General features: G+C 41.7%; 17 protein-coding genes, 1 pseudogene and 1 riboswitch. Of the genes and pseudogenes, 2 read left to right on the forward strand and 16 right to left on the reverse strand.

Translation table 11 applies throughout. The annotated features are described in order from the left end of the window. Complete coding sequence (locus AB5Z12_RS17605; RefSeq protein WP_173718412.1) at positions 1–936, reverse strand: DNA cytosine methyltransferase; 936 nt, start codon at positions 934–936, stop codon at positions 1–3. Next, positions 937–1,134, reverse strand: a complete 198-nt coding sequence (locus AB5Z12_RS17610; protein ID WP_173715614.1) for an antitoxin — start codon at positions 1,132–1,134, stop codon at positions 937–939. It lies immediately after the preceding gene. Positions 1,135–1,274: 140 nt separating this feature from the next. Here AB5Z12_RS17610 and AB5Z12_RS17615 point away from each other — a divergent pair, with 140 nt between their 5' ends. Then, complete coding sequence (locus AB5Z12_RS17615; RefSeq protein WP_368357425.1) at positions 1,275–2,435, forward strand: HNH endonuclease; 1,161 nt, start codon at positions 1,275–1,277, stop codon at positions 2,433–2,435. Between the two features lie 49 nt (positions 2,436–2,484). On the opposite strand, the gene AB5Z12_RS17620 is transcribed toward AB5Z12_RS17615, so the two are convergent. The 5 genes from AB5Z12_RS17620 to AB5Z12_RS17640 all read right to left on the reverse strand — a co-directional run bounded on the left by AB5Z12_RS17620 (position 2,485) and on the right by AB5Z12_RS17640 (position 6,911). After that, positions 2,485–2,988, reverse strand: a complete 504-nt coding sequence (locus AB5Z12_RS17620) for a gamma carbonic anhydrase family protein (protein WP_368357424.1) — start codon at positions 2,986–2,988, stop codon at positions 2,485–2,487. Positions 2,989–3,273: 285 nt separating this feature from the next. After that, entirely contained in the window at positions 3,274–3,945 is a 672-nt protein-coding gene (locus AB5Z12_RS17625) for a helix-turn-helix domain-containing protein (RefSeq protein WP_173735505.1), read from the reverse strand. A gap of 268 nt (positions 3,946–4,213) precedes the next feature. Beyond that, positions 4,214–5,212 (reverse strand): alpha/beta fold hydrolase, encoded by a 999-nt coding sequence (locus AB5Z12_RS17630; protein ID WP_368357423.1) that lies wholly within the window; start codon positions 5,210–5,212, stop codon positions 4,214–4,216. Positions 5,213–5,364: 152 nt separating this feature from the next. Continuing rightward, positions 5,365–6,717, reverse strand: a complete 1,353-nt coding sequence (locus tag AB5Z12_RS17635; protein ID WP_173769751.1) for an MFS transporter — start codon at positions 6,715–6,717, stop codon at positions 5,365–5,367. Between the two features lie 101 nt (positions 6,718–6,818). Continuing rightward, positions 6,819–6,911 (reverse strand): DUF6783 domain-containing protein, encoded by a 93-nt coding sequence (locus AB5Z12_RS17640; protein WP_319017140.1) that lies wholly within the window; start codon positions 6,909–6,911, stop codon positions 6,819–6,821. On the opposite strand from AB5Z12_RS17640, the gene AB5Z12_RS17645 reads away from it, so the two are divergent. Next, positions 6,876–7,010: a DUF6783 domain-containing protein gene (locus tag AB5Z12_RS17645; protein WP_306467771.1), complete on the forward strand. Its 135-nt coding sequence runs from the start codon at positions 6,876–6,878 to the stop codon at positions 7,008–7,010. The two genes, AB5Z12_RS17640 and AB5Z12_RS17645, sit on opposite strands and share 36 nt — an antisense overlap. A gap of 94 nt (positions 7,011–7,104) precedes the next feature. Here the strand turns inward: AB5Z12_RS17645 and AB5Z12_RS17650 are convergent, their stop codons facing one another. The 9 genes and pseudogenes from AB5Z12_RS17650 to AB5Z12_RS17690 form a co-directional block, all read right to left on the reverse strand. Continuing rightward, entirely contained in the window at positions 7,105–8,430 is a 1,326-nt protein-coding gene (locus AB5Z12_RS17650; RefSeq protein WP_173718406.1) for a Na+/H+ antiporter NhaC family protein, read from the reverse strand. A 177-nt stretch (positions 8,431–8,607) separates the two neighbouring features. Next, on the reverse strand, positions 8,608–9,360 hold the full coding sequence (locus AB5Z12_RS17655; RefSeq protein ID WP_195590337.1) for an ABC transporter ATP-binding protein: 753 nt from the start codon (positions 9,358–9,360) through the stop codon (positions 8,608–8,610). A 114-nt stretch (positions 9,361–9,474) separates the two neighbouring features. Further along, positions 9,475–10,482: an ABC transporter substrate-binding protein gene (locus tag AB5Z12_RS17660; RefSeq protein ID WP_294422139.1), complete on the reverse strand. Its 1,008-nt coding sequence runs from the start codon at positions 10,480–10,482 to the stop codon at positions 9,475–9,477. Continuing rightward, positions 10,475–11,257 carry an ABC transporter permease gene (locus tag AB5Z12_RS17665; protein ID WP_368357422.1) on the reverse strand — a complete coding sequence of 261 codons (783 nt, stop codon included), beginning with the start codon at positions 11,255–11,257 and terminating at the stop codon, positions 10,475–10,477. Before AB5Z12_RS17665 ends, AB5Z12_RS17660 begins: the two co-directional genes overlap by 8 nt. Next, positions 11,226–11,522 (reverse strand): thiamine-binding protein, encoded by a 297-nt coding sequence (locus AB5Z12_RS17670; protein WP_118583864.1) that lies wholly within the window; start codon positions 11,520–11,522, stop codon positions 11,226–11,228. The genes AB5Z12_RS17665 and AB5Z12_RS17670 overlap by 32 nt, the downstream gene beginning before the upstream one ends. 145 nt (positions 11,523–11,667) lie before the next feature. Continuing rightward, positions 11,668–11,774: riboswitch (TPP riboswitch) on the reverse strand. Positions 11,775–11,978: 204 nt separating this feature from the next. Beyond that, positions 11,979–12,485, reverse strand: coding sequence for an NUDIX domain-containing protein (locus tag AB5Z12_RS17675; RefSeq protein ID WP_173769749.1), 507 nt, complete (start codon positions 12,483–12,485; stop codon positions 11,979–11,981). Between the two features lie 92 nt (positions 12,486–12,577). Continuing rightward, entirely contained in the window at positions 12,578–14,062 is a 1,485-nt protein-coding gene (locus tag AB5Z12_RS17680; RefSeq protein WP_118583860.1) for an AAA family ATPase, read from the reverse strand. 451 nt (positions 14,063–14,513) lie between these two features. Then, positions 14,514–15,185 carry a YkgJ family cysteine cluster protein gene (locus AB5Z12_RS17685; RefSeq protein WP_173769748.1) on the reverse strand — a complete coding sequence of 224 codons (672 nt, stop codon included), beginning with the start codon at positions 15,183–15,185 and terminating at the stop codon, positions 14,514–14,516. Between the two features lie 215 nt (positions 15,186–15,400). Beyond that, positions 15,401–16,150, reverse strand: a pseudogene (locus AB5Z12_RS17690) (DNA topoisomerase); the annotation flags it as partial. Positions 16,151–16,228: the final 78 nt, after the last annotated feature.

Raw genomic sequence — 16,228 nt, forward strand, 5'->3', positions numbered from 1 at the left:
TCAGTCTACCCACTCTCCAAGATTTATAAATGTACTCTTTACCGATTGGGCAACAGCTCTTGACACATTAACTGTAACTGCATTCCCAAATTGCTTATACGCCTGGCTGTCAGACACTGGAATCACAAAAGAATCTTCAAATCCCTGCAATCTTGCACACTCGCGCGGCGTAAGTCTTCTTATCCTTCCCTTTTGTGTGACATAATTATCCTGACATGCTCTGTGCATCTTCGCCATAGTTGCACATAAAGGTCTTGCAATCTCAAGATCTATTTCTGATTTTGCTTTATATCCACCAGTTCCATTAGATAATATTGTGGGTAATATTCTATCTGACAAAAAATACTTATTATCAACTTCCGGCTCTAATAAATCCTGTAAAGTTTTTTTAAGTTTTTCTTTTTGCGGAAATATGAATTTTGCATTCTGGTTGTCAAAACACACTATGTAAGTTCTATTTCTTGTCTGTGGTATTCCATAGTCGGCTGAATTTAATATATCACAAAACACATTATATCCGAGCACGTCTTGTAATACTCTGTGTATTTCTTTATATGTTTTTCCATTATTATGAGTCCGTAAAGAGCGGACATTTTCAAGAATAATCGCTTTCGGCTTCTTTCCTCTTTTAATTTTATCATCCACTATTTCTGCTATTCTAAAAAACAAGGTTCCTCTTGTGTCCTCAAAACCTTTTTGTTGTCCCATCATACTAAAGGGCTGGCAGGGAAATCCCCCTATAAGAATATCACAGTCTGGTATAATTTCTAATGGAATTTCATTTATATCTCCTAAAACAATATGATCACCAAAATTAGCCTTATATGTCTGTACCGCGTACTTATCAAAATCATTTGCCCAGACAATATTATAACCGGTATCTGCAAAACCTTTATCAAGTCCTCCAAGTCCGCTGAAGAGTGATACAACATTCATCTATTCTTCCTCCCCAAGCTTATTATTTTTTATGTACTCTCTGATCCATAACCCAATTTCTACAGAAGCAGTTTTTCCTTCTTTACGCAATAATGTCATAAATTCATCTTTTACTGTCGGTTCAATTGATATTTCTATTTTTGCAGTTTTTATTCTTCCTGCAGGTCTTCCGCAATTATTTTTCTTTATATTCGTCATTAAAATTTCCTCCATTTAATATAGGTATTATATAATGTTTTTATCAGGGTGTAAATAGATTCTTTTATATAATTTTCTGTATACACTTTTCATCTTGTTTGCTATAATATATACAAAATTAAAGAAGGGAATATATGCACATGTATAAATTAATTATTGACCTATTAAATAATTTTCTAAATTATATACATATTCCAGATACTCCACTTAATCCAGATGTTTTCCAGGGTGTATTTGTGAAGAAGCTTTCCAATCAGAATATTATAAAAGAGAAACGAAGAATCAGCGCCAATAATACTATTCTAAAAGTCAACCAGACACATATAGATGTCACAGGAGAACAGGCGAAATTATTTTTCTTTGAAGGTCTGAGTAATACTACAACTCCTCCTCAGAGTATTGACATAGATTTATATGATAATAATTTGAGCTATCTTTGTGCTATCAACAATCCTTTAAGCCGTCTCTCTTCAGATGGAAACACATATTTTTTTCGCCATTCAATTGATGTGCCACCTTATCTATCAAATTGGGATTTAACCCTTCACAGTTCTGCATACAAAAAATACGGACACAAGGGCACGCAAGTTCAGATTAATATACCAGATTCGAAAGAATCCTTTACTTTACTCCAAAGATATGCCTTCCAGGACGATGCTCTTGTCATGCTGAGATATGATTATTTGCGCTACCTTGCCATACTCATCCCCTCAGAGTTGTGCAATCACCTATATTCTATTACTGACACACATGGTTCTCATAATATAAACTTTGCAGTACTAAATCCTTCATATAATTCAGCATTAGCAATTCAATTACAACATCAAATCATTTCAAAAGATGTCATGTATGACGATGCTAAAACAATTGCATTGCAAAATACCCTTAATAATACCCCGAATGCTGGAACAGATATTGAAAGAATTGTAAAAACACGCGTTTCACAAGGCTCCTTTCGAAGACTACTTCTTCTTGAACGTCATTACTGCAACCTTTGCAATATTTCCACAACATCGGTATTACGTGCAAGTCACATTAAAGAATGGTCTGAATCTTCCAGAGAAGAACGTATAGATGCAAATAACGGTTTACTTTTATGTGCTAATCATGATGCTTTATTTGACCGCCACCTAATATCATTTAATCCTGATACTGGAAATATATGTATCTCAGAATCAATTGACAATGAACAGCGAAAAGCACTAAGTATTTCAGAATCAACACAGCTTTCTATGGGCGAATGCATGAAATCATATATGCGTATACACTATAAAAAATTTATAGATAAAGAAAATCAATAGTTTCATTATTGCGAGATGTGACCACATACATCTCGCAATATTAATTTGTTTATAACACTCCCTGCTTCCACATTTCTTCCGCCACACTCACATATTCCTTACTATTCTCCACAATCCCAATCTTCTCTTCCCACGTAAGATTTCTCTTAATCTTCGCAGGGCTTCCCATTACCAGGGAGCCGTCTGGGATGATGGTGTTTTTGGTGACAAGGCTTCCGGCGCCGATGATGCAGTCGCTGCCGATTTTGGCTCCGTCAAGGATTATGGCGCCCATTCCGATTAAAGTGCGGTCGCCGATTGTACAGCTGTGAATTACGGCATTGTGGCCTATTGTGACATTGTTTCCAATGTGGACTGGCAGGTCTCGGCTGACGTGGACTGTGCAGTTTTCCTGGATGTTGGTTTCCTCACCGATTACGATTGGCGCGTCATCTCCGCGGATTACACTGTAGTATAGCACACAGCTGTCACGGCCGATTGTTACATCACCGATGATTACGGACTGCTTCGCAATTTTTGCCGTTTTATCTATTTTTACATTCTTATAGTTCATTTGTTGTTCCCCGATCTGATGATATTTTATGGAATGAATATCAATCTATTTTCATTAATAGTAACATACAAAAAAGAGATTGTATATTCTTTCATTAATATACAACCTCTCAATTTCAATTCACAAGTTACTATTCGCTCTTGATCAGCAGCACGCTTCGCAAAGCATAGAAGTTCATTCACATGATTCTGCGCCGAAATTCTCGTTTTTACTGTGAACTTTATTCACCTAAAACGCTTCTCAGAACGTTAACAATAAGCAGTAACTTACTTGTTTCTTTTTCCCTTACCTAAACAATATCCCTGCTACTTTCTCCAGTTCCCGTCGTTCTTCCACATCATCATAGGACTTCTCCCTGTCGTCTAGTCCTTTCACCACATTTATTGAAAAAAGCCCGTCTTTGTTACAGTAGAAGAAAATTCTCTTCACACCGTTGATTTTAAACCTAGCTTCAGCATTTCCTTCTGGGTAGAGTTTAACCATTTGCATGCGGTCTGAGGATGCAGCTGCGATAAAGGAAATGTAATGTTTTTTCGTCATATCATGATCAATGCAGACGAAGTATTCGGCTTCTACTTTTTCGATAAAAATTTTATGATTCTCGTCAGTTTCTTCTGGGACCGCGGGCGCCAACTGCACGCCGTGGCAATGTATGACAGCTTCGCCCATGGTATGGATCACATTGCCGCATACAGGGTAGACGTAAAATTTTGAGCGGAGCATGTTGGCTGACACATTTGCATTACTCACGGTACTGCCAGAGATCAGTTCTGTGACAGATATGGAAAAAGCGTCTGCAATTGGCTCCAGCAGCGTAATATCCGGATAGCCTTTTCCAGTTTCCCATTTGGAAATTGTTTTGTCTGTGACTCCCAGCTTATCAGCAAGCTGTAATTGTGTCATTTTGTTTCTTTCACGTAATTCTTTAATTATGGTTCTTGTAACATATTGGTTCATAATATCTACCTCCATGTGCAGATTCTATAACAAATTTGACTTTTTGAGTACCTACGCAAAGTAGAGTTTCCTACGCTGATAAACTTCTTTCTTATAATTATTGATTTTTTATGTTCATAAAAATTAACAAAAGCACGCTGTTTTGTCAATTTTTATTTACTTTATAAGCTTAACATTTTTATTTACTTTATAAGCAAAACTTTCTCCTCAACCAGATTTTTTATATTTGATTAAGGAGACTAATTTTCGTTTATAGGCAACGCCAAACTTATTTTTCTTCCAAAAACTTTTCTATTTTATCCCAATATACTTCCATCGTCTCATCCCCGCCACAATATATCTCATGCTTCGTCCCAGGCATGTAAACATACTCGCAAGGGGCAACACCGCGCTTCTTGACTTTTGCTGCGAATTTCTGAAGTGCGCGGACGGATACGAAATCGTCTTTTTCGGCCTGAAAAATAAGGAGTGGGGACTGGAGCATCTTCCAGCCGTGGTATCTTAAATACCAGCTCATTTTTATGGAGGCTTTCAGCCAGCCACAGGATGGTGCACAGGTCTGGAGAAACTGTTTTTCTTTTCTCAGGTCGTTGTACCTTATAAATTTAGGTTCAGAGGTGCCGGCGCTGGTTTGGAAGGTGTCGGTTCCGTCGTAAGGTTTCTGGCCTAAGACATAGGACTCTTCCTTTCCCCAAAAGCATTCTGCATGGGCGATCAGTACGGTCAACGGCCAGGGCACACCTCCGGTGAGCGGTTTGATCATAGGCGAGCTTAATATCACTTTATGAAAAAGAGTGGGTTCCCAGGCTGCGGCGATTGCACCGATTGCACCGCCCATGGAGTGGGCAAAAAGGTTCAGGGGCAGGTCTGGATGTGCCTTTTTGATTTTATGACAGATTTTTAGAAAATCACGCACGTAACGTTTCCAGATATCAATATGTACCAATGAGAAATCTGCTGTCAGGCGGTAGCTTTGGCCGTGTCCCATATGTTCTGGCATGTATACATGATAACCAGCCTGTAAAAAATAGTAAATCATCTCCTCATATTTTGGCGCACCTTCTGTGAAGCCGTGGCTGATTACCACCACCCCTTTTGGATCATCTGCCAGATAACGTTTCACATGGATTTTTCCTATAATTCCATTTTTCTCATGGTAAATGTCTTCTGCTCCCGGAATGTACCCATCCCGGCAATGAGCCTTTAAATAAGGTTCCACCTCATTTTTCACAGCATCTAAATATTCGTTTTCCTGTATTATTTTCATTTCAAAACTCCCCTTACAAGCAGCTTATAAAATCATAAAAAACAATCATCACGATTCACACATTCCTGATAACACAACTCATTCAAAAGTATCTTTGAAAAAGGTGTACTGCGACATGTGTTACAATTTACGAGAGTCTTAATACTTTATTACTATCCCCCAATAATCCCATTAATCTTCTTCTCATTATAAAACACCAGAATAATTCCGCCCACCATACAAAACACCGCTGCGCCAAAGGCTGCGATTCTATAACCAGTTCCCTCTCCTGCTCCAATCGTAGAAACAGCAGTAAAGATCAGCATGGAAAGACTCTGGCCCAGTTTGAATGCAAAGGTTCTTGCCGCATAAAACATTCCTTCCCTGTTGCTTCCGGATGTGATGGAATCACTCTGGGCGATATCTGCCACAACCGCCTGGGGCAAAATTCCGAAAATCGCCATCGGCAGCGCTGCCACCACCGTCAGGATCAATCCCTGTACGGTTTCCGGAATAAAGCTCATTTTTCCCATAAATCCTGTATAGAAATAAGCCAAACTGAATACAGCAAATGCAAATAGAATCATCTTTTTCTTACCCAGTTTCGGGGTAAGCTTATTTACCGGAATGTAAAATACCAAAGACAATGCTGTCATCCCCACAAAATACAGGGTTGTCATCGTCTCCGGCAGCTTCAGAAGGCTGGTCACAAAGAAAGGCAGACCTGTCTGAAACATGGTAAGGGCGATCCAGTAAAAAATATCGGAGCCCACAAATTTACAAAATTCTCCATTCTTAAACGTAGCAGTCAGGGAACGAAAAGCAGACTCTTTTGCTGGAACTGTGTCCACGTAATCCTTTTCCCGAATGCAAAATACCGGTATCAGCATGCAGATAAATGCCACCACTGCCATCAGCGTGAAGGTGACACGGATGGCGCCAACACGTCCAAATGCCGGGATAAATGCACCCCAGATAGTTGGTGCCAGGTATGCAACTGCAGTTCCTGCAATGAATGTAAAGGAAATCACCGTAGAAATGTTAAGCCGCTCCTGCTGGGTATGTCCAAGCTCCGGGATCAAGGCATTATACGGTGTACAATAAGCTGTTATGGAAAGGTAATAGGCCAGAACCATCACCAGCAAAAACGCTGCATTGAGCCAGCTTTTCTCATTGATCGGGGACCAGAACACCAGCACTGTGGAAAGTGCCAGAGGCAAGGACGCCCATTTCAGGAATGGAATTCGCCGTCCATCTTTGGCTGTACACCGGTCCGACCAGGACGCGATCATAGGATCTGTAAAAGCATCAAAAATTCTCCCGAAGGCTGTGATTCCTCCGATAATAGTGAAAATGCCAAGCACCACCAGTCCCTGTGGAATAAATACGTTCTGCCCCTGGCTGATGGCGGTTTCATCTGGCTGATAAAAATACACAAGCCAGTTTGAAATGATTCCGGACAACATTGCCCATCCAAACTGACCTGCTGCAAACTGCCATATTTTTGCTGTTGTAAGTTTCTTCATCACGTACTTACCTCCTGCTTCTTTATATAATGATAGTATCATTTTTGTGCCCGCTTCACAATATACGAATCATTACTATTGCACAATTTTCACAGAATTTATTACTGTTTTATAGGTAATAATTTACTTGCAAGTGTTTGAAAAAGGCTTTCTGCAAGATGTGCGTCACAATTTGTGGAAGATTTTATCCGGATGAGGGCGCCATAGCGGGCAGCAACCGAATTCGGGTAGAATATACCGCAAAGTGGGCGTGCAGATTGCGGATTTTATTCAGCATTCCACAGCCACTTTAATTACGCCATCTCTCTTATTTTCAAAGAGCTCATACGCTTCCTCAATTCTGCAGAGCAGATAGGTATGTGTGAGCACAGGCTTAGGCTTCTCCATTCACTGTCTGCCATCCGGAACTTTCATGGTAAATATAAAAGCAAGTGAACTAAGCAGCAGCATATAAGGATACAGCAGCATTGGAAGTATATCAAATGCACTGACCACTTCTCCTAAACTGGCTGCAGCAGAAACAGCAACCAGCATTTGCGCTCCGTACGGTAAAATACCCTGAAAAATACAGGAAAATGTATCCAGGATAGAAGCAGCTTTTCTGGCGCTGATACCGTAATCCTTTGACATTTCTTTTGCAATCGGGTTCGCCATAACGATCGCAACTGTATTATTGGCAGTTGCAATATCCATTAGCCCAACTAACAGTCCCATTCCCAGGAGCCCGCCTTTTTTTCCTTTAAACACTTTCTTTATCCAGTATAATAAAGCGGAAAATCCACCATACTCCTTGATCAGGGCACAGATTGCAGCTACCAGAATCGCAACCATACTGGTTTCAAACATCCCGGCAGCACCGGTTCCCATATTTCCGATCAGGTCTGTGGGTGCTATCATTCCTGTTGCAATCATAATAACTGAGCCACTTAGAATACCTGTAATCAGCACGAAAAATACATTAAATCCGATGATTCCACCTATAAGAACCAGAATATAAGGAATGATCTGTATTAAATCATATTTTTCTTCGATGAATCCACCATTATAATTTTTAACAGACAAAACCAGCAGAATAATAATGCTGGCAATAGCAGCTGGCAGTGCAATAAAGAAATTCTCCTTAAATTTATCTTTCATTTCACAGCCTTGTCCATTACATGCAGCAATGGTTGTGTCTGATATAAATGACAGATTATCTCCAAACATGGCGCCGCTCATGACGGAACCAATACAAACCGGCAGTGCAAATCCGGATACTCTTGCCACTGCAACTCCAATTGGAACGATCAGCGTAATTGTTCCTACAGAGGTACCCATTGCAAGAGAAACAAAACAGCTGACCACAAAAAGCACAACAACTGCAAACTGAGGCGGAACCAGTGACAAAATAAAATATGCAACACTGTTTGCAGATGTTCTTCCGACTATACCTACAAAAATACCTGACAGCATAAAAATTATGATCATTGTAATAATGTTAGGATCACTGATTCCCATCCCCATAACTTCCAGCTTATCATCCAATTTAAGCTCGCGGTTCTGTATACAGGCAACAAGTAATGCAACCAGAAATATAACGACAACGGGAATTTTATAAAATCCCATCTCGATATCCAGACCATACTCAAATAATATGCCAAGCCCCAGATACAAAACAACAAACACTACTATAGGAAGCAGTGCTTTTCCATTTCTTTTTTCATTTTTCCTCATCCTACATTTTTCTCCTTCTTCGTTATAGTACTAATAGTACCATTTTTGTGCCGGCTTCACAATAGCACGTCAACTGGATATTTTACATAAAAAGTCCCGGCAGGCTTCTGCTTCTGAGCGCTCAAACTCAGGTAGTATGAAACCTGCCGGGAAGTTTTATTTTCATCAACCGAAAAACTACAGCTTGCTGATAATCTGTCTCTTATATTCCAAAAATTCTTCTGACAATGCAAAATCCGCTGCCCTTGGTTTTCTCTCCTGGATCACGATCTCATCTTTGATGGTTCCCGGAGTTCCGTTCAGGATGTAAATCCTGTCGGACAAAAGAATGGCCTCGTCAATATCATGGGTGATAAACAAGGTGGACAGATCAATATGCTGCATAACCTCCAGATACCACTTATGCACACTGGCCTTGGTCAGCGTGTCCAAGGCACTGAAAGGCTCATCCAGAAGGGCAACTCCGCTGGAACTTAAATAAGTTCGAAGCAAAGCCGCACGCTGTCGCATACCGCCGGACAGCTGGCTTGGATACTGATACTGGGTGCCTTCCAGACCAAATTCTGCAAAAAGCGGATTGGCCTTTTCCCTGGCTTCTGCTTTCTTCACGCCTTTCAGTACAAGGGGAAGTGCTACATTGTCGATCACTTTCTTGTGAGGAAGGAGAAGATCCTTCTGCAGCATGTAGCTGATGCTTCCAGGTGTGGAAGTCACATCCTGATCTTTCAGATAGACCTTTCCTTCATCAGGCGGGATAATACCGGAAAGCACATTGAACAATGTGGTCTTTCCGGAACCGCTGACTCCCAGAAGGGAAACCAGCTCACCCTGCTCCAGATGAATGGAAATGTCCTCCAAAACTTTTTTTTCACCGTATGTTTTTGAAATATGTTCTGCTCGTAAAATTACTTTATTTTGTTCTGATGACATATTCGTTCCTTATACACAGCGCTACTTCCATAACCAGTTCCATTTTCCGCAATAATTGGGGTAAATTTGCCTGACAGAATAGCTCTATGCGTTAATTTCTTTCTCTTTCATTCCTTACTGTGGAAGATACTCGTTAGAAAATCCGACTCCAGTAAGATCCTTGTCGCAAAGCTGGTTCTCATACAGCCATTTGTAGAATGCATTCCATCTGTCTGCATCAATTACGCCCCAGCTTTCTGCATCGTCAATGTATTTTGTGGAAAGGAATTCCTGGCTCTTCTTTACAAGATCTTCAGCATCCTTCAGAGAGCCTGTATTATCGCCGTCAATGAGGATCTGTGCTGCCTCATCCGGATTCTCTGCTGCAAACTCATATCCCTTTGCAGTTGCTTCCATAAATGCTTTCGCCTGATCCGGATTCTCAGCAAGATAGTCGTTATTTGCAATGATAACCGGTGTGTAGTAGTCAAATACAGGATTGATATCAGAGAATGCAAAATAGTCGCAGTCTACACCTTCTACGTCAGCATTGATTCCGCCCCAGCCCTGGAATACCCAGATGGCATCCGTCTGCTTGGCAGCAAGTGCTGCAGGCTCATCTGTAATATCATTAGGGATCAGGGTAACCTGGCTGAAATCTCCACCGTCACCATTTACAACATTTTCCAGCATAGCAAGCTCGATTGGGGAATCCCATGTGGAATAGGTTTTTCCGGTAAGTCCGGCTGGTTTGTCAATTCCGTCACCTTTTCGGGAAAGGATTCCGGAGGTGTTGTGCTGAATGATTCCTGCAACTGCTGTGATTCCAAGAGGCTCGTCAAGTGCAAGGGAAGCAGCCATGGTATCCTGGGCTTCGATTGCAAACTGAGCCTGACCTGCTGCGCACATAAGGGCTGCACCATTTTCCGGTGGCTGAACGATTTCTACATCAAGACCAGCTTCTTCGTAGTAGCCTTTTGCCTGTGCTACATAAAGTCCGGTGTGGTTGGTATTCGGTGTCCAGTCCAGGCAGAATGTGATTTTCTCCTGTGCACCATCTTCTGCGTATACACCTGTAGGAACTGCAAGCACCATAGCTGCCGCTGCAACTGGTGCGATTACTTTTTTCAGATTCTTATTCATTATTTTTCTCCTTTTCTACCTGCAGCCATGGCATTGTGATCCGGCTGACAATATTTACTGCCAGAAGAAGTAAAAGGCTGATGATCACAATGAAGATAATGACTGCAAACATTTTATCAAAAGAATATGCTTTTTTTACACGGGTCATATAAACACCAAGTCCGTTAAATCCACCCAGCCACTCAGAAACAACTGCTCCTACAACTGCATAGGAAGCAGATATTTTCAGCCCGGAAAAAAACTGGGGCAAAGCACCTGGAAATTTCACATGGCGGAAAATCTGTGCCCGGCTGGCTCCCATGGCCTTCATCAGACGAATGGCATCCGGATCCACACTTTTATATCCATCCAGCAGTCCGATTGTAATTGGGAAAAAAGTGGTGATCACAACCAGAGTGATCTTCGGTGCCATTCCAAATCCCATCCAAAGCACCAGAATTGGCGCAATGGCAATGGTCGGTATGGTCTGCGTAATGATCATGATCGGATAAAATGCCTGATCCATTACACGGAACCGATCCATCATAGTTGCAAACACAAATGCCAGCGCGATTCCAATGAGAAGTCCGTAAAAGGATTCCAGCAAAGTGAATTTCGCATGGAAAAGTATGGTTGGCAGATCGCCAAACAGGGCTGTCAGCACTGCTACCGGAGATGGAAGCATGTAGGAGGGAACAATTCCCGAAATGCTTACCACTTCCCAGCCAAGCAGAATCACGGCCATGGCTGCAATTGGAGGTATCTTACTGGTGATGTTTGGTAACTTTCTTTTCAATGGTAAGTACATCCCCTTCTGGTTTATATGCAATTTTAACATATACGCTCATAGCCTTGCAGCCTGCGCGCTCAGCTACATGCTGACACTCTTTTACAATATCCATCAGCTGGTCGTAATCACCTTCAATGGTGGTCTCAAATGGTCCTACATAATAGTTCAGACCAGTGGATCTGATGTAGGCGATCACCTCGTCTACAATGCGGATAACTTCCTCTTCATCCTGTACATTTGGCAGTACCTGAATTGCTACACTTGCGTTCATTTTCTTTTCCTCCTATTTTCTGTCCCATAAACAGGACTTTGCGTTAAAAATCGAATAAGAACCATTCTTGAAACTGTGACGGAACTGAACAGGCTCTGTCAGTCAGTATGAAAAAAGAGCACCTGCCATCCAGACAAATGCTCCTAATTACATCGTTAAACACTTCCTACACTGGCATGATCCAACAGGTTAAAAGGGTCTAAGGACTACCTTACTCTCAGCTTCTCAATTGAAACTCCCCTGGTCTTTATTCAGATTTCGTTGCTTATTATAATACACCTTTCTTCAAATTACAAGAAACTATTTTTATCTCAATTATATTTTACATACCCTTAACAGAATTGTACTGCTCGCAGTCTGACCAGCACGCTCTAATTAATATTCCCATTTCATCAGAATTCGTAAAAAAAATCTCCCTGCATATCACAGTTATTTCCTGCAGAATATATAATAAATCTACAGATTCTCAAAGGCAGCCTGAATACTGTCATAGTGCAGGAATTTTCCCTGGGCTGCAAATTCCTTGATCTGATTCAGAGTGGCAAACATGTGGCCGTCTGTCTCTTCTTCCTGAAGGTGTAGATCTTCTTCTTTCACATCCATCACAAAGCGGTAAACATCTACGAAATAGTTGTCTCCCTCCCCTGGATTCTCTCTTTTGTAAGTAAAAAGATAGCCGCCCTGCGCACCGCTTACATCAAGGCCTGTCTCCTCTTTCACTTCGCGGAGTACAGCATCATAAGAAGATTCCCCTGCCTGTGCTGCACCGCCGGAAACTTCCCACCAGCCTGGTGCCCAGGCTTTTGTCATCACACGTTTGGTAATGAGAAACGTACCATCTGGTCTTGCCACTACTCCAAGTACGGTGAGATGGTATTCCCCGTCTTTTAAGCACCAGTCGTTTCGCTTCATGGTGCGGCCTGTAGGTTTCTTGTTAATATCATAGATGTCCCAGAATTCCAATTTTTATCACTCCTGTTATATGTTTCTCTTGTATATTTTTATATTATGATTATTTTGCGAATATTGTTATCGAATATAATAATTCATCTTTTCTATTTCAGAAGTTCCTCCACCATCTCTCTGGTATACTCTACCTTCTCTACATGGTTGACCTCGATCTGATACAGTGCATTTGCCGCAATGTGCTCTGCTGCCTGCTCCAGATCACGAATACCTGAAGTATTGGAATAACGCTGGATGATTGCCTCCAGCGCCCCCTCTGTGATAATGCACTCACTCTCTTCCATATGCATTCTCTTAAGAACTTTCGGAAGAGAGAATCTGGAAAAGATTACTTTCTTCTCCTCAGCTGTATAATCCGGAATATCAATTACTGCGAATCTGGACATCAGCGGTGCACTGATCTGGTCACGGTCATTTGCAGTAGCAATTGGATAAACACCGCCAGTTGGGATCATACACTCCATATAGTTATCTGTAAATCCAAGATTGTCCAGAAGGGTAAGAAGTACGTCTGCCGGATTTCCATTTCCTTTGCCGGAATTTGCCTTATCAAGCTCGTTAATAATAAATACCAGATTAGAGGCACCAGCCATGGAAAATGCCTCCATAATAATTCCGGGCTTTGCATTTGCGTAAATACGGGGGCTTCCGGTAAGCTGCTTAGAGTCGTTAATTGAGCTCATGTCCAGCGTAGTCCACGGAAGTTTCAGGATTCTTGCAACTGCATAGGCTATCTGGGATTTGCCAGTACCGGCAGGTCCGATCAGAAGAAGTCCGTAGGCCGGAAGGGTATGTGTACGGTTGATCTGGATAATCGTCTCGATAATACGTTGTTTCACACGCTCCATTCCATAAAGCTCTTCATCCAGGATTCTCCTTGCCTCAACAGGATCGATTGCTTCAAAATAATTGTTCTTCCACTGGATATTCAACATAATAGAAAGAGCCCTCTGTGCATGATGGCGCTCTTCCTGGGAAACTTCACTGGATCTTGCCACTGCCAGATTTCTTCTGGTCCAGAGTCTGATATTATCCGGCAGTGTTTTGCCTGCGCAGGTCATAAAATCGGTAATACTCTGAATGCTGGTAAGCTTCATCTCATCACCGTTTTCCTCCTGTTCCTCATCCTCTTCTGCCTCAGCAGGTGCATTACTCTCCAGAAGTCTCTCAATCATAAACTGCAGAAAGCCATCCTCTGCAGAAAGCTTTGTGCCGCCGCCAAAAGCAGTTTCGCGAATGCGGTATACCGCATATCCGTCCTCCCTGTTAGTACCAGACAAACGTACATTGATCCTGCTGTCTCCCAGCCATTTCAAAAGACTGGTAAATCTGGAATCAATTTTCACCACATCTGCTGTATGGTTACCGTCTTCTTCCTTAAAATCAAAAGCAGTACGGTTTACCGGATTGGTAAACACACCGCAGGAATGATGTTTCCACTGTCTCTCTTTATTGTCAAGCACCATGATCGGCTGCTCCGGTGAAGGCTTCGTATGGCTGCTGTGAAATGTTGTGTAAGTACACTTTGCCTCCGCTTTACTTGCAGAAGCACCGCTGAAATCAAATACTGGCATAGCTTTTTCCTCTTTCCTGTGTATTTAAAGGGATATATTTCTCTAATTTCTCTTATCTACTATAACAACATTTTTCTCTAATGTCCAGAATGAGTTGGCCTGTTTCATAATGCAGCATTGTCTTGTATTATTGTTCACTTTGTGACCAGTAACTATCTTATTTTTTATATATCTTGGCATTTCTTAGTTTTTTACAAAAAATCTCTTGCCAAAATGGAGAAATTCGTGTATTCTATTATACGGACTACTTTTCAACAATTTGATTTTCACTTAACATTTGATATATATTTCTGATTTTTAGTGCGCAGACACCATAGTCCCTCCCAAAGCTTCTAATGGAATACTGCAATCTAAAAATAAAAGACTCCCGGGCGCTCTAGAGCGTGTCTGAAAAAGCTTTCTGTAAGATTTTTCAAACAGGCTCAAGTGTTCCGGGAGTTTTTCTATTCAATTATGCCAGACTTAACAGCTGCTTTCCTTCTGTCAGTCTTTCTTCAAACTGCTCATAGAAATCTCTGCCCACTTCATATGTTTTCATATAAAAACGATTCACCACATATAAATTCAGATTTTTGATCAGCTGGGCATCTGTGGCATTATAAAGAACCTCCTGCACATCCAGCAAAAAATAATGCCAGTCAGCTACAAACTTTTCATACTGGCGAAGATCCGGAGTGTCGATCCATTTCTTTACCTTGATCTTGCTCCGGCTTGTCTTCTTACATTCATGGATCTGCAGAAAATACTTAAATCCTCCATTTTCATAGAAACGTCCCAATGGGAAAAGTCTGCAGAAACCAGGACGGAAGTCATGGATGCTGCACCGTCCCTGTTCATTCAGGAAAACACAACATTGGTTTTTTCCACTCATGCAAAGATGAGGCAGAATGTTCCCATCCATGGCATCAAACTGGATCAGCCCTGCGCTTACCAGTTCCTGCGGTGTTTTTCCCAGATTCGTACACAGGCGGTACACATCCATGGGATCCAGCACAACTGAATCCCCCATTCCCTCACAGCAGTCATGACATCCTGCACAATCCTGGCAGTCTGCCTTTACCATATCGTTTAATTCATAAAGTCTTCCGTCGGAAATCTCTTCCAAAGATACTTCTCGGCGCATATGCAAATTCCTCTTTCTTTTATTTTTTTGTGGACAAACAAGGTTACGGTTCACTTCGCGATGCACAGAAATCATGCATTCCCATGATTTCCCGCTGAGATTCCCGTTTTTTCTGTAAACGATATTCACAAAAAACGTCTCGCGGAACATTGCCAGTGAACAGTAATATAACATGCTGCCATCAACAGCATCTCCGTATTATCTATCCTCTGTATTTACAGCTTAATTCCAGACAATGCCTGTGCAAAAGCATTATTCACCGGCTCATTTGCCTCCTTCTGCTGCCTGCGCAGATAGTTCTGCACATCACGCTTGCCTACTCCTGCGCCCTCTTTCTGGCGTCTTGCCTGGAACGCGGAAAGCTTCTCCTTATAACCACACTGGCAGACAAACGTCTCTTCCTTACCTTTCACATACATTTCCATACGTTTATGGCATTTCGGACAACGGGCATTGGTAGTGCGGGAAATCGTTTCACGGTAGCCGCACTCACGGTCCTGGCATACCAGCATTTTGCTGTTTTTTCCATTGACAGCCAGAAGTTTTTTGCCGCACTGCGGACATACTTTGTTGGTAAGATTGTCGTGGCGGAACGTGCCCTCCCCGTTCTTGATCTCATCTACAATTTCACAGGTATAGTCACGGATTTGGTGAAGAAAATCCCCCTGACGTATCCTGCCTTTTGCAATCTGGGAAAGCTTCATCTCCCAGTCAGCCGTGAGCTCAGGCTTTTTCAGGTCTTCCGGCACCAGCTCCAGAAGCTGTTTTGCCTTTGAGGTAATATGGATCTCATTGCCTTTTTTCTCCATCATAAAGGAATGGAAAAGTTTCTCAATAATGTCTGCTCTTGTGGCAACGGTTCCAAGCCCCCCAGTCTCTCCCAGGGTTTTCACCGCTTCTTTATCTCTTGTCTCCATAAATTTCACCGGATTTTCCATAGCTGCAAGAAGAGTTGCCTCTGTGAATCTGATATGATACCTCTAAAGTAGACAGATTAAATATAAAAATCTGTTACTTTGGAGGTATTTTTCATGCCAAAATCA

The organism is Ruminococcus sp. RTP21358st1_G6_RTP21358_211008, from assembly GCF_040908885.1.
Taxonomy (GTDB): Bacteria; Bacillota; Clostridia; order Lachnospirales; family Lachnospiraceae; genus Blautia_A; species Blautia_A faecis.

What these genes read in the sequence shown, in the direction of transcription:
- AB5Z12_RS17625 (WP_173735505.1), bottom strand. Translation starts at nt 3,945, where the DNA reads ATGAACCAATATGTTACAAGAACCATAATTAAAGAATTACGTGAAAGA.
- AB5Z12_RS17650 (WP_173718406.1), bottom strand. Translation starts at nt 8,430, where the DNA reads ATGAGGAAAAATGAAAAAAGAAATGGAAAAGCACTGCTTCCTATAGTA.
- AB5Z12_RS17655 (WP_195590337.1), bottom strand. Translation starts at nt 9,360, where the DNA reads ATGTCATCAGAACAAAATAAAGTAATTTTACGAGCAGAACATATTTCA.
- AB5Z12_RS17670 (WP_118583864.1), bottom strand. Translation starts at nt 11,522, where the DNA reads ATGAACGCAAGTGTAGCAATTCAGGTACTGCCAAATGTACAGGATGAA.
- AB5Z12_RS17630 (WP_368357423.1), bottom strand. Translation starts at nt 5,212, where the DNA reads ATGAAAATAATACAGGAAAACGAATATTTAGATGCTGTGAAAAATGAG.
- AB5Z12_RS17685 (WP_173769748.1), bottom strand. Translation starts at nt 15,185, where the DNA reads ATGCGCCGAGAAGTATCTTTGGAAGAGATTTCCGACGGAAGACTTTAT.
- AB5Z12_RS17635 (WP_173769751.1), bottom strand. Translation starts at nt 6,717, where the DNA reads ATGAAGAAACTTACAACAGCAAAAATATGGCAGTTTGCAGCAGGTCAG.
- AB5Z12_RS17645 (WP_306467771.1), top strand. Translation starts at nt 6,876, where the DNA reads ATGTGCGTCACAATTTGTGGAAGATTTTATCCGGATGAGGGCGCCATA.
- AB5Z12_RS17605 (WP_173718412.1), bottom strand. Translation starts at nt 936, where the DNA reads ATGAATGTTGTATCACTCTTCAGCGGACTTGGAGGACTTGATAAAGGT.
- AB5Z12_RS17620 (WP_368357424.1), bottom strand. Translation starts at nt 2,988, where the DNA reads ATGAACTATAAGAATGTAAAAATAGATAAAACGGCAAAAATTGCGAAG.
- AB5Z12_RS17610 (WP_173715614.1), bottom strand. Translation starts at nt 1,134, where the DNA reads ATGACGAATATAAAGAAAAATAATTGCGGAAGACCTGCAGGAAGAATA.
- AB5Z12_RS17660 (WP_294422139.1), bottom strand. Translation starts at nt 10,482, where the DNA reads ATGAATAAGAATCTGAAAAAAGTAATCGCACCAGTTGCAGCGGCAGCT.
- AB5Z12_RS17615 (WP_368357425.1), top strand. Translation starts at nt 1,275, where the DNA reads ATGTATAAATTAATTATTGACCTATTAAATAATTTTCTAAATTATATA.
- AB5Z12_RS17680 (WP_118583860.1), bottom strand. Translation starts at nt 14,062, where the DNA reads ATGCCAGTATTTGATTTCAGCGGTGCTTCTGCAAGTAAAGCGGAGGCA.